Genomic DNA, 12,192 nt, shown 5'->3' on the forward strand with positions numbered 1-12,192 from the left:
AGGAGCCGACATGGCTGAACATGACGCCGATGTGCCGGCCGGAATCATGATGACCTCGATGGAGGCCATCGTCGGCTGGCTGCGCAAGACCTCCTTCTGGCCCCTGACGATGGGCCTGGCCTGCTGCGCCATCGAGATGATCTCCTACGGCGGGCCTCGCGCCGACGCCGCCCGGTGGGGCCATGAGGTCTTCCGCGCCTCCCCGCGCCAGGCTGACCTGATGATCGTCTCGGGGCGGGTGAGCCAGAAGATGGCCCCCGTGGTGCGCCAGCTCTACGATCAGATGCCCAACCCCAAGTGGGTCATCTCGATGGGTGCCTGTGCCTCCTCCGGCGGCATCTTCAACAATTACGCCATCGTCCAGGGCTGCGACCACATCATCCCGGTCGACGTCTATCTGCCCGGCTGCCCGCCCAGTCCTGACATGCTGATCGACGCCGTCTTCAAGATCCGCGAGCAGATCCAGCACTGGCCGCTGATGGGGCACATGGCCGAGGTCGAGAAGGCCAAGGAGCAGCTGGCCCTGGCCGCCACCCCGACCCTCGAGATGGAGACGACCACCCCGAGCAAAGAGATAGGCACCGCGGCCAAGGAGATCGGACGATGAGCGAACAGACTCCGCAGGCTCCCCAGGGATCGGGTCTGGAGGCAGCCGGCCAGAATCCCGTGATCGAGACGAAATCCGGCATGTGGGGCGGGGCCTCGGGCTCCTCAGACACCTCCGGGTACAACGGGCTCACCCGGCTGATCGAGATGCCCGGTGACTCCAACCGCCCCTACGGCGGCTGGTTCGACGCCGTCGCCGACCGGATGGCCGAGCTGGTCCCGGGCTTCTCCGCCGGCCTCACCCTCGTCGACCGCGGCGAGATCACCTTCTTCGTGATCCCCGACAAACTCCTCGACCTGGCCCGTGCGCTGCGCGATGACGAGAAGCTGCGCTTCGAGTCCTGCTCCTGTCTCACCTGCGTGCACTACCCGCAGATGAGCGGCAAGGAGATGCACGTCGTCTACGACATGCTCTCCTACACCCACAACCGGCGGATCCGCCTCGAGGTGGCGCTGGCCGACGCCGAGGACCAGCACCCGCACCTGCCATCGGTGGTCCCGGTGTATCCGCACGCCGACTGGCAGGAGCGCGAGGCCTGGGACATGTTCGGAGTGATCTTCGACGGGCACCCGGCGCTCACCCGGATCCTGATGCCGGACGACTGGCAGGGCCACCCCCAGCGCAAGGACTACCCGCTGGGAGGCGTCCCCGTCGAGTACAAGGGCGCCGTCGTACCGCCGCCTGACCAGCGCAGGAGCTACAACTGATGACCGAGCACAGCACAATCGACACGGGCGCCGGAAGACGCGAGTACCTCGCCCAGGGCGGGGACTGGGACGAGATCGTCTCGGAGAACGCCGAGCGCGGCGACGAGACCGTCGTCATCAACTTCGGCCCCTCCCACCCCTCCACCCACGGCGTCATGCGCCTCATCATGGAGCTCGACGGCGAGACCGTCACCAAGGTGCGCCCCGGCATCGGCTTCCTGCACACCGGCATCGAGAAGAACATGGAGTACCGCACCTGGACCCAGGGCGTCACCTTCATGACCCGCTGCAACTACGTGGCCAACTTCTTCAACGAGGCGGTCTACTGCCTGGCCGTGGAGAAGCTGCTCGGCATCACCGACCAGATCCCCGAGCGGGCCAGCATCCTGCGCGTCATGATCATGGAGATCAACAGGATCTCCTCCCACCTGGTGGCCATCGGCACCGGCGGCCTGGAGCTCGGCGCCTCATCGGTCGCCGAGGTCGGCCTGAGGGAGCGCGAGATCTGCCTGGAGTTCAACCAGGCCGTCACCGGCCTGCGGATGAACAACGCCTGGATCCGCCCCGGCGGCACCGCCACGGATCTGCCGGAGAACGGCCTGGACATGCTGCGCGATCTCATCAAGAGGATGGAGGACAACGTCCCCGAGATCGACCAGTTCTTCACCGCCAACCCGATCTTCAGGTCCCGCACGAAGGGCGTGGGCTACATGGACCTGGCCGGCTGCATGGCGCTGGGCGCCACCGGACCGGTGCTCCGTTCCACCGGGCTGCCCTGGGACATCCGCAGGAAAGAGCCCTACTGCGGCTACGAGACCTACGACTTCGACGTCCAGACCGCCGACAGCTGCGACGCCTACGGCCGCTACAAGGTGCGCCTGGGCGAGCTCTTCGAGTCGATCAAGATCCTCAAGCAGTGCCTCAAGCGCCTCAAGGACACCCAGGGCCAGCCCCACATGGTCGCCGACAAGAAGATCGCCTGGCCGGCCGAACTGGCCATCGGGCCCGACGGCCAGGGCAACTCCCATGAGCACATCAAGCACATCATGGGGGAGTCGATGGAGGCCCTCATCCATCACTTCAAGATCGTCACGGAGGGATTCGCGGTGCCCGCCGGGCAGGTCTACCAGACCGTCGAGGGGACCGGTGGCGAGCTCGGCTGCCACCTGGTCTCCGACGGCGGGGTGCGGCCCTACCGGTCGCACCTGCGCGATCCAGGATTCATCCACGTGCAGTCGATCCCGGCCATGACCGAGGGCGCCATGCTCTCCGACGTCGTCGTCGTCCTGGCCTCCCTCGACCCGGTTCTCGGAGGTGTTGATCGATGACCGATCCCACACAGTCGTCCTCCTACCCCTATGAGGAGGAGTTCGAGTCGCATTTCGACGCCCCGTTGGTCGACCAGGACGATCAGTCCACGGCGATCACCGAGCAGACCATGGAGGAGCTGCGCTCCCTGGCCGCCCGCTACCCGGACTCCCGGTCGGCCCTGCTGCCGATGCTCCACCTGGTGCAGTCGGTCGACGGGCGGGTCTCCCCGGCCGGCGTCGAGGCCTGCGCCGAGGTGCTCGGCATCACCGCCGCCCAGGTCTCCGGAGTGGCCACCTTCTACACCATGTACAAGCGCCGCCCGGGCGGCACCCACCACATCGGGGTGTGCACCACCGCGCTGTGCGCCATCCTCGGCGGGGACGTGCTGCTGGACAAGGTGGAGCACAAGCTCGGCATCAAGGAGGGCCAGACCACCCCCGACGGGACGTTCTCCCTGGAGCGCATCGAGTGCAACGCCGCCTGCGACTTCGCGCCGATCATGATGGTCAATTGGGAGTACATGGACAACATGACCCCCCGGAAGGCCGAGGAGATCCTCGACGCGCTGGCCGCCGGCGAGGAGGTCCACTCCACCCGTGGCGCCACCATCACCTCCTGGCGGCAGGCCGAGCGGGTGCTCGCCGGATTCCCCGACGGGCGCGCCGATGAGGGCCCCACCGCCGGCGAGGCCTCGCTGCGGGGCCTGCGGATCGCCCGGGAGCACGGCTGGCACGCCCCCGATCCGAACAGGCTTCCCCAGCCCGACACCGAGGAGGAGGGCAAGTGAGCACCACCGTTCACGCCGGTCCGGGAATCGACCCCCTGACGCCGGTCCTCTCGGCCAACTGGGACGACAACCGCGCCTGGAAACTCACCAACTACGAGCGCCGCGGCGGCTACGACGCGCTGCGCAAGGCCGCCACGATGGCTCCCGAGGAGGTCACCTCACTGGTCAAGGACGCGAACCTGCGCGGTCGCGGCGGGGCGGGATTCCCGACCGGGATGAAGTGGTCCTTCGTCCCCAAGGACAACCCGAACCCCACCTACCTGGTGGTCAACTGCGACGAGTCCGAGCCGGGCACCTGCAAGGACATGCCGCTGCTGATGGCCTCCCCCCACACCCTGGTCGAGGGAGTGGTGATCGCCTCCTACGCCATCAAGGCCAAGGTCGCCTTCATCTACGTCCGCGGCGAGGTGCTGCACATCATCCGCCGCCTCCAGCAGGCGGTCCGCGAGGCCTACTCGGCCGGCTACATCGGCCGCGACATCCTCGGCACCGGCTACGACCTGGATGTCGTCGTCCACGCCGGGGCGGGGGCCTACATCTGCGGCGAGGAGACCGCCCTGCTCGACTCCCTGGAGGGACGTCGGGGCCAGCCCCGGCTGCGTCCGCCATTCCCGGCGGTCGCCGGCCTCTACGCCAGCCCCACCGTCATCAACAACGCCGAGTCGATCGCCTCGGTGCCGGCCGTGGTGGCCAACGGGCGCGACTGGTTCAAGGCCATGGGCACCGAGAAGTCCGACGGCTTCACCCTCTACTCGCTGTCGGGTCACGTCGCCAATCCGGGGCAGTTCGAGGCCCCGATGGGCGTCACGCTGCGCTCCCTGCTCGACATGAGCGGCGGGATGAGGGCGGGCCACCGGCTGAAGTTCTTCACCCCGGGAGGGTCATCGACGCCGATCCTCACCGGCGACGACATCGACCTGCCGCTGGACTACGAGACGATGGCCGCCAACGGCACGATCCTGGGCACGAAGGCCCTGCAGTGCTTCGACGAGACCACGTCGGTGGTGCGCGCCACGCTGCGCTGGATCGAGTTCTACAAGCACGAGTCCTGCGGCAAGTGCACCCCCTGCCGGGAGGGCACCTGGTGGCTCGTCCAGATGCTGCGCAAGATCGAGGCCGGCCAGGGCGAGCCCGGTGACGTCGACAAACTGCTCGACGTCAACGAGAACATCGGCGGGCGCTCCTTCTGCGCCCTCGCCGACGGGGCGGTCGGCTGCATCCGCGGCGCGGTGAAGCATTTCCGCGAGGAGTTCGAGGCCGGCTGCCACGGCACGCCCGCCTGGGAGCTCCTTCCCTACGACAGGAGCGCCATCTTCAGTGACGCCGAGGTGGGAGCGATCTCATGAGTGTCGATACCGAGAAGGACGCCGGACAGGTGGCCGCCGAGAACCTGGTGACCCTGACCATCGACGGCCAGCCGGTCAGCGTGCCCAAGGGCACCCTGATCATCCGGGCCGCCGAGCGGATGGGCACCGCCATCCCCAGGTTCTGCGACCATCCGCTGCTGGACCCGGCCGGCGCCTGCCGCCAGTGCCTGGTCGACATCCCCGACGCCGGCAACGGCCGCGGCTTCCCCAAGCCGCAGCCCTCCTGCACGATGCCGGTGGCCGAGGGCATGATCGTCAAGACCCAGAACACCTCCGAGGTGGCCCGCAAGGCCCAGGAGGGGATGCTGGAGTTCCTGCTCATCAATCACCCACTCGACTGCCCGATCTGCGACAAGGGCGGCGAGTGCCCGCTGCAGAACCAGTCGATGGCCGACGGCCGCTCCGAGTCCCGCTACGAGGGGGTCAAGCGCACCTACCCCAAGCCGATCAGCATCTCCGCTCAGATCCTGCTCGACCGCGAGCGCTGCGTGCTGTGCCAGCGCTGCACCCGCTTCTCCGACCAGATCTCCGGGGACCCCTTCATCAACCTCCAGGAGCGCGGCGCCCGGTCCCAGATCGGCGGCTACGACAAGGACGGGTACGACTCCTACTTCTCCGGAAATGTCATCCAGATCTGTCCGGTCGGAGCCCTGACCAGCAAGGACTACCGGTTCCGCTCACGGCCCTTCGACCTTGTCTCCACGAGGACCACCTGCGAGCTGTGCGCAGCCGGCTGCGAGTTGCGCACCGATCACCGGCACTATCAGGTGACCCGCCGGCTGGCCGGCAACCTGCCCGAGGTCAACGAGGAGTGGAACTGCGACAAGGGCCGCTTCGCCTTCCGGTACGGCCGAGGCAACGACCGCATCACCCGGCCGCTGGTGCGCCGCGACGGCGTCCTGCGGCCCGCCTCCTGGGCCGAGACCATCGACGCCGCGGTGGGTGGTCTGAAGGCCGCCGGCGACCACGTCGGCGTGCTCACCGGCGGACGGCTCACGGTTGAGACCGGTCTCGCCTGGTCGCGCTTCACCCGGGCGGTGCTGGGCACCAACAACATCGACTTCCGCTCGCGTCCGGCATCCGCCGAGGAGGCGTCCTTCCTGGCCGCCGAGGTGGCCGGGCGGAGCCTGGCCGAATCGGTCACCTACGCCGACCTGGAGAAGGCCGGACGGGTCGTCCTGGTGGATCTGGAACCCGAGGACGAGAGCCCCGCGGTGTTCCTGAGGCTGCGCAAGGCGTGGCTCAAGCACCGGGTACCGGTCACCGTGATCGGATCCCACCTCACCCGCGGCTCGGTCAAGATGGGCGCCACCCTGGAGCCCACCGCCCCCGGCGACGAGGCCGCATCCCTGGTGCGGATGGTCGAGGCCGAGCAGATCGACGACTCCACCGTGCTGCTGGTGGGGGAGCGGGCGGCCACCAGCCCCGGCACCCTCACCGCCCTGGTCGACGCCGCCCGCGTCACCGGCGCCCGACTCGCCTGGGTGCCCCGGCGGGCCGGCGACGTCGGCGCGGTGGAGACCGGGTGCCTTCCGGGCCTGCTGCCGGGCGGTCGCCCGGTCAGCGACACCCGGGCCCGTGTCGACATGGCGACCCTGTGGGGTGCCGGGTCGCTGCCGTCGACCCCGGGCATGGACGCCGGGCAGATGCTCGCCTCCGTCGGCACCGAGGGCGGAGTCCGGGCCCTGATGGTCTCCGGCGTCCAGGCCCGCGACCTCGCCGACCCGCAGGCGGCCCGCCGGGCCCTGGAGGCCGTCGACTTCCTGGTGAGCCTGGAGCAGCGGGCCTCCGAGGTGACCGAGCGCGCCGATGTCGTGCTGCCGGTGAGCCTGCTGGAGGAGACCTCCGGCACCTTCCTCAACTGGGAGCACCGTCCCGGACGGGTCCGGGTCATCAACAAGGAGGCCCCCACCCCGATGAACGAGATCCGGGTGCTGGCCGCACTGGCCGACGCGATGGGCTCGGATCTGGGGATGCGCACCGTCGTCGACGCCCACAACGCCTGGAACGAGATCGATCCCTGGCAGGGCCCGCGCCCCGCACTCGCCGACCCCGGGACGGCCGAGGAGGCCGCGCGGCTGCGCGACTCCGCCCACTCCTCCGGGGGGTTCAAGGTCGACCTGTGGCACCAGATGCTCGACGACTCCGCCGCCCTGTCCGGTGCCGTCCACCTCATCGAGAGCGCCCGACCCGCCCAGGTGCGCGTCTCGGTGGCCGCTGCCGAGAGGATCGGCGCCGCCGACGGCCAGGCCGTCGCGGTGACCGGGCCGGCCGGCTCGGTGGAACTACCGCTGATCGTGGAGCCCACGATGCTCGACGAGGTGGCATGGCTGCCCTCGTCGGGCCCCGTGTCCGCGGCGAGGGGAGACTCCTCGCTGCGCGAGATCCTCGGGGTGTCTCCCGGTGATCCGGTCGAGATCTCCATCAAGTCCGAGGGAGGCGCGGCATGAGCCCGCTCGAGAGTGCCCTGTTCGGTACCGACCCCTGGTGGATCACCGTCATCAAGGTGGTCGTGCTCTTCGTCGTCCTGCTGATGTGGACCCTGTTCAACGTGTGGTTCGAGCGCAGGGTGCTGGGACGGATGCAGAACCGGCTCGGCCCCATCATGAACACGGCCTTCATCCGTGGTATGGGCCAGGCCATCGGCGACGGCATCAAGCTGATCTTCAAGGAGGTCGTCACTCCCAAGGGCGCCGACAAGATCGTCTTCTACCTGGCACCCGTGATCTCCGGCATCGCCTGCTTCACCTCCTGGGCGGTCATTCCGCTGGGCGGCCAGGTGTCCATGTTCGGCCACCAGACCCGCCTCCAGATCACCGACGTCCCCGTCGCCGCCCTGTTCATCCTCTCCATCGCCGGGATCGGCATCTACGGCATCGTGCTGGCCGGATGGTCCTCGGCCAGCACCTACTCCCTGCTGGGCTCGCTGCGCTCCAGCGCCCAGATGATCTCCTACGAGGTCGCCATGGGACTGTCGCTGGCCGCGGTCTTCATGTTCTCCGGGTCGATGGCCACCTCCGACATCGTCGCCGCCCAGGCCAGGCCGCTGGTCCTCGGCGGGTTCAACACCCACATCCCCGGCCACTACTGGCTGCTGCTGCTGCCCAGCTTCGTGATCTACGTCATCACGATGTTCGGCGAGTCCAACCGGACCCCCTTCGACATGTCGGAGTGCGAGCAGGAGCTGGTCTCGGGGTACAGCACCGAGTACTCCGGCTTCCCCTACGGCATGTACTACCTGGCCGAGTACATCAACATGGCCACCCTCTCGGCGGTCTGCACCACCCTGTTCCTCGGAGGATTCGGGGCGCCCTGGCCGTTCAACCTCATCGGCTTCATGGATTCGGGCTGGTTCGGCCTCGTGTGGTTCTTCCTCAAGACCCAGCTGGTGATCTTCTTCTTCGTGTGGGTGCGTGCCGCCGTCCCGAGGGTCACCTACGAGTCCCTCATGGCGCTGGGCTGGAAGGTGCTCATCCCGGTGTCCCTGGTGTGGGTGCTGCTGCTCGCCTTCTGGCGCACCGCCGGGGCCCAGGGCTGGCTCGCCAGCCCGGTCTTCGTCGGGGCGGTCGTGGTGATCGTGCTCGGTCTGATCGGATTCATCATGTTCGGCGGCTCCGAGAAGGAGCCTCCCGCACCCGAACCCGAGGCCTTCGACGCCTTCGCCGGCGGCTACCCGGTGCCCCCGCTGCCCGGCCAGAAGCTGCCCGACAGTTACGACGTCGTCCACTCCGAGGCCGCCCCGGCCGGCGCCGCCGCAGGACCGTCAGACGGCGATCCGTCCGCCACTCAGAAGTCCGCCACCCAGAACGGAGCCAACTGATGGGAGCCTGGTCTGGGTTCGGAATCACCTTCCGGACCATGTTCAGAAAGACCTTCACCCAGGGGTACCCGGAGAAGGGCAAGGAGAAGGTGATGCCGCCCCGGTTCCACGGGCGGCACCAGCTGAACCGCTGGCCCGACGGGCTGGAGAAGTGCGTCGGCTGCGAGCTGTGCGCCTGGGCCTGCCCCGCCGACGCCATCTACGTCGAGGGCGGGGACAACACCGAGGAGGAGAGGTACTCCCCGGGGGAGCGGTACGGCCGCGTCTACCAGATCAACTATCTGCGCTGCATCCTGTGCGGACTGTGCATCGAGGCCTGCCCCACCCGGGCGCTGACCATGACCAATGACTTCAAGATGGCCGACACCACGCGGGCCAAGCTCATCTGGACCAAGGCGGAGCTGCTCGCCCCGCTGGTCTCCGGGATGGAGCAGCCGCCCCACCCGCGGCGTCTGGGCGACGACGAGAAGTCCTACTTCCTCGGCCTTCCGCCCACCGGCGCACCTGATACGAGAACCGGCGCATCGAACACCGAGGGGGAGACCCGATGATCGTCATGGTCGCAGCGGCCCAGTGGGCCTTCTGGCTGCTCGCCCCGCTGATGGTGCTCGGGGCCCTGGGCATGATCCTCGCCCGCCGGGTCGTGCACTCGGCCTTCTGCCTGGCCGTCGTGATGATCTGCCTGGCCGTGCAGTACGCCGCCCAGGAGGCGCCCTTCCTCTTCGTGGTGCAGATCATCGTCTACACCGGCGCCGTGCTGATGCTCTTCCTCTTCGTCGTGATGATGATCGGTGTCGACGCCAAGGACAGCGTCTCCGAGGTGCTCAAGGGACACCGGGTCGCCTCGATCCTGGTCGCCCTGGTGCTGGCCGCCATGATCGTGGTGGCCGTTGGCAACGCCGTCACCGCCGGGCAGCTCGGCATCGACCGGGCCACCGGCCTGGCCGCCGCCAACGCCGAAGGCGGCAACAACGTCAACTCACTGGCCGACCTGCTCTTCAGCAGGTACGTCATCCCCTTCGAGGCCACCTCGGCGCTGCTCATCACCGCGGCGCTGGGAGCCATGGTGCTCGCCCACGGCGAGCGGCTGCGCGGCAAGAAGAGGCAGCGGGAGCGCTACGGCGAGCGGATGAAGGCCTACGCCGAGTCCGGCGCCCATCCCGGGCCTAAGCCCAACTCCGGCGTCTACGCCCGAAGCAATGCGATCGGCGCCCCGGCCCTGCTGCCCGACGGCACCGTCGCTCCCGACTCCATCTCGGAGGCGCTGCGCTCGCGCGGCGGCATCGTCGACGCCGGGGAGCTCAAGGCCCCCACCGAGCGGGCCTTCGCCACCGTGACCGCCGGGCGGGCCGAGGTCGAAGGAGAACTCGAATGAACCCGAACGACTACCTGATCCTGTCGGCGATCCTCTTCGCCATCGGCATCCTCGGGTTCCTGTTCCGCCGTAATGCCATCGTCGCGTTCATGTCGGTCGAGCTGATGCTCAACGCCGTCAACCTCACGATGGTGACCTTCTCCCACGTGCACGGCGGCCTGGACGGCCAGATCGGCGCGTTCTTCGTGATGATCGTCGCCGCCGCCGAGGTCGTGGTGGGGCTGGCCATCATCGTCACCATCTTCCGCTCCCGTCGCACCACCTCGGTCGACGACGTCAACCTGATGAAGTACTGAGGAGTGTCGGCGTGTACCTTCTCGAAACCCTGACCCCGGTCGCCGCCGGCGGCCTGTTCAGCTACGCCTGGCTGCTCATCGCGGTACCGGCCGTCTGCGCCGCCCTGCTGCTGATCCTCGGCCGCGCGTCCGACGCCTGGGGGCATCTGATGGCCACCCTGGCCCCGATCGCCTCCTTCATCATCGCCCTGCTGCTGTTCCTCGACATGCTCGGACGCGACGCCGCACAGCGCGCCGTGCGGGTACCGGTCTACGACTTCGTCGACGTCGGCTCCTGGCATCTGGACGTCGGGCTGCAGATCGACCAGCTGTCGATCGTCTTCGTGCTGCTGGTGACCTTCGTCGGCTCGCTGATCCACATCTACTCCATCGGTTACATGGCCCACGACCCGAACAGGCGCCGGTTCTTCGCCTACCTCAACCTGTTCATCGCCGCCATGCTCACCCTCGTGCTGGCCGACAACTACCTGGTGCTCTTCGTCGGATGGGAGGGCGTGGGCCTGGCCTCCTACCTCCTGATCGGCTTCTGGTACGAGCGGCCCACCGCCGCCGCGGCCGGCAACAAGGCCTTCATCATGAACCGGATCGGCGACCTGGGCCTCACCATGGCGATCTTCACCATGCTGGCCCAGTTCGGTTCGGCTCGCTTCACCGACGTCTCCGCCGGAGCCGCGTCGTTGAGCCCGGGATGGGCCACCCTGCTCGGCTTCATGCTGCTGCTGGCCGCCTGCGGCAAGTCCGCCCAGGTGCCGCTGCAGGACTGGCTGATGGATGCCATGGAGGGCCCCACACCGGTCTCGGCGCTCATCCACGCCGCCACCATGGTGACCGCCGGCGTCTACCTGGTGGTCCGCTCCCACGCCGTCTACGAGCACACCTACGCCGCCTCCCTGGCGGTCGCGATCGTCGGCACCGTCACCCTGCTGGCTGGAGCCTGGATCGGCTCGACCAAGAAGGACATCAAGAGGGTGCTGGCCGGATCCACCATGAGCCAGATCGGCTACATGATGCTGGCAGCCGGTCTCGGGCCCGCCGGGGCCGCATTCGCGATCTTCCACCTGCTCACCCACGGCGCCTTCAAGGCCAACATGTTCCTGGGCGCCGGATCGGTGATGCACGGGACCGGCGACGACACCGACGTGTACCATTTCGGGGCGCTGTCCAAGGTGATGCCGATCACCTTCTGGACCTTCGCCTGCGGCTACCTGGCGATCATCGGCTTCCCCGGAACCGCCGGCTACTTCTCCAAGGACCACATCATCGAGGTGGCCTTCGAGCGCGGCCCGGTGTTCGGCATCCTGGCGCTGCTGGGCGCGGGCATCACCGCCTACTACATGACCCGCCTCATGGTGCTGACCTTCCTCGGTCGCAAGCGCTGGCGCGAGGAGGTCCACCCCCACGAGTCCCCGGCCACCATGACGGTGCCGCTGGTGGTGCTGGCCTTCCTGTCGATCATCGCCGGAGCGGCGATGAACAACTGGATCGGCGACTGGCTGGCCCCGGCCACCGGATCCCATGTCGAGCCCACCGGACTGCTGCACCTGTCGGCGATCGGGGCCGTGACCCTGGTGGTGGTCGCCGCCGGCATCGTCCTGGGCTGGCTGCTCAACCGCGGCGAGGTTCCCGGCGAGGAGCCGGCCACCAGCAACCCGATCGCGCTGGTAGGCCGCAACGACCTGTACGGGCGCACCATCAACAACGCCCTCGTCGTGCGGCCCGGCCGCTCGGCCGCCCACACTCTGGCAGCGGCCGACAAGGGCGTCGTCGACGGTGCGGTGATGGGCGGATCCGGCCTCGTGGCCGGTGTGGCCGCCGGGCTGCGCAGACTGCAGAACGGCTATGTGCGCACCTACGGGCTGACGACGGCCATCGGTGTCGTACTGGTGGGCGTCGTCGTGATCCTCGGCCGGATGGCCTGAGGG

11 protein-coding genes are annotated in these 12,192 nt (G+C 68.5%); all 11 read left to right on the top strand.

Annotation, left to right across the window (positions count from 1 at the left end; all coding sequences use genetic code 11):
* Positions 1–10: 10 nt before the first annotated feature.
* Genes JS278_RS04450 through nuoL form a run of 11 tightly spaced genes read left to right on the top strand, consistent with a single transcriptional unit; the run spans position 11 to position 12,189 of the window.
* A complete protein-coding gene (locus tag JS278_RS04450; protein WP_114044147.1) occupies positions 11–607 on the top strand; it encodes an NADH-quinone oxidoreductase subunit B in 597 nt (198 codons plus the stop codon).
* Positions 604–1,314 carry an NADH-quinone oxidoreductase subunit C gene (locus tag JS278_RS04455; protein ID WP_114044148.1) on the top strand — a complete coding sequence of 237 codons (711 nt, stop codon included), beginning with the start codon at positions 604–606 and terminating at the stop codon, positions 1,312–1,314. Before JS278_RS04450 ends, JS278_RS04455 begins: the two co-directional genes overlap by 4 nt.
* The gene (locus JS278_RS04460; protein WP_114044149.1) at positions 1,314–2,642 is read left to right on the top strand and encodes an NADH-quinone oxidoreductase subunit D; all 1,329 of its coding nucleotides are present in this window, start codon (positions 1,314–1,316) and stop codon (positions 2,640–2,642) included. Before JS278_RS04455 ends, JS278_RS04460 begins: the two co-directional genes overlap by 1 nt.
* Positions 2,639–3,412, top strand: a complete 774-nt coding sequence (gene nuoE, locus JS278_RS04465; RefSeq protein ID WP_114044150.1) for an NADH-quinone oxidoreductase subunit NuoE — start codon at positions 2,639–2,641, stop codon at positions 3,410–3,412. Before JS278_RS04460 ends, nuoE begins: the two co-directional genes overlap by 4 nt.
* Before the next feature lie 26 nt (positions 3,413–3,438).
* The gene (nuoF, locus tag JS278_RS04470; protein WP_114046111.1) at positions 3,439–4,758 is read left to right on the top strand and encodes an NADH-quinone oxidoreductase subunit NuoF; all 1,320 of its coding nucleotides are present in this window, start codon (positions 3,439–3,441) and stop codon (positions 4,756–4,758) included.
* Positions 4,755–7,229: an NADH-quinone oxidoreductase subunit G gene (locus JS278_RS04475; protein ID WP_114044151.1), complete on the top strand. Its 2,475-nt coding sequence runs from the start codon at positions 4,755–4,757 to the stop codon at positions 7,227–7,229. The genes nuoF and JS278_RS04475 overlap by 4 nt, the downstream gene beginning before the upstream one ends.
* Positions 7,226–8,599 carry an NADH-quinone oxidoreductase subunit NuoH gene (gene nuoH, locus JS278_RS04480; RefSeq protein WP_114044152.1) on the top strand — a complete coding sequence of 458 codons (1,374 nt, stop codon included), beginning with the start codon at positions 7,226–7,228 and terminating at the stop codon, positions 8,597–8,599. Before JS278_RS04475 ends, nuoH begins: the two co-directional genes overlap by 4 nt.
* Positions 8,599–9,150 carry an NADH-quinone oxidoreductase subunit NuoI gene (gene nuoI / locus JS278_RS04485; RefSeq protein WP_245935199.1) on the top strand — a complete coding sequence of 184 codons (552 nt, stop codon included), beginning with the start codon at positions 8,599–8,601 and terminating at the stop codon, positions 9,148–9,150. Before nuoH ends, nuoI begins: the two co-directional genes overlap by 1 nt.
* Positions 9,147–9,974: an NADH-quinone oxidoreductase subunit J gene (locus JS278_RS04490; protein ID WP_114044153.1), complete on the top strand. Its 828-nt coding sequence runs from the start codon at positions 9,147–9,149 to the stop codon at positions 9,972–9,974. Before nuoI ends, JS278_RS04490 begins: the two co-directional genes overlap by 4 nt.
* Entirely contained in the window at positions 9,971–10,270 is a 300-nt protein-coding gene (gene nuoK, locus JS278_RS04495; RefSeq protein ID WP_114044154.1) for an NADH-quinone oxidoreductase subunit NuoK, read from the top strand. Before JS278_RS04490 ends, nuoK begins: the two co-directional genes overlap by 4 nt.
* Before the next feature lie 11 nt (positions 10,271–10,281).
* Positions 10,282–12,189 carry an NADH-quinone oxidoreductase subunit L gene (gene nuoL / locus JS278_RS04500; RefSeq protein WP_181833823.1) on the top strand — a complete coding sequence of 636 codons (1,908 nt, stop codon included), beginning with the start codon at positions 10,282–10,284 and terminating at the stop codon, positions 12,187–12,189.
* The last annotated feature ends 3 nt before the right edge of the window (positions 12,190–12,192 follow it).

The organism is Acidipropionibacterium virtanenii, assembly GCF_003325455.1.
In the GTDB taxonomy this organism is placed as follows: domain Bacteria; phylum Actinomycetota; class Actinomycetes; order Propionibacteriales; family Propionibacteriaceae; genus Acidipropionibacterium; species Acidipropionibacterium virtanenii.

What these genes read in the sequence shown, in the direction of transcription:
- JS278_RS04450 (WP_114044147.1), top strand. Translation starts at nt 11, where the DNA reads ATGGCTGAACATGACGCCGATGTGCCGGCCGGAATCATGATGACCTCG.
- JS278_RS04455 (WP_114044148.1), top strand. Translation starts at nt 604, where the DNA reads ATGAGCGAACAGACTCCGCAGGCTCCCCAGGGATCGGGTCTGGAGGCA.
- JS278_RS04460 (WP_114044149.1), top strand. Translation starts at nt 1,314, where the DNA reads ATGACCGAGCACAGCACAATCGACACGGGCGCCGGAAGACGCGAGTAC.
- nuoE (WP_114044150.1), top strand. Translation starts at nt 2,639, where the DNA reads ATGACCGATCCCACACAGTCGTCCTCCTACCCCTATGAGGAGGAGTTC.
- JS278_RS04475 (WP_114044151.1), top strand. Translation starts at nt 4,755, where the DNA reads ATGAGTGTCGATACCGAGAAGGACGCCGGACAGGTGGCCGCCGAGAAC.
- nuoH (WP_114044152.1), top strand. Translation starts at nt 7,226, where the DNA reads ATGAGCCCGCTCGAGAGTGCCCTGTTCGGTACCGACCCCTGGTGGATC.
- nuoI (WP_245935199.1), top strand. Translation starts at nt 8,599, where the DNA reads ATGGGAGCCTGGTCTGGGTTCGGAATCACCTTCCGGACCATGTTCAGA.
- JS278_RS04490 (WP_114044153.1), top strand. Translation starts at nt 9,147, where the DNA reads ATGATCGTCATGGTCGCAGCGGCCCAGTGGGCCTTCTGGCTGCTCGCC.
- nuoK (WP_114044154.1), top strand. Translation starts at nt 9,971, where the DNA reads ATGAACCCGAACGACTACCTGATCCTGTCGGCGATCCTCTTCGCCATC.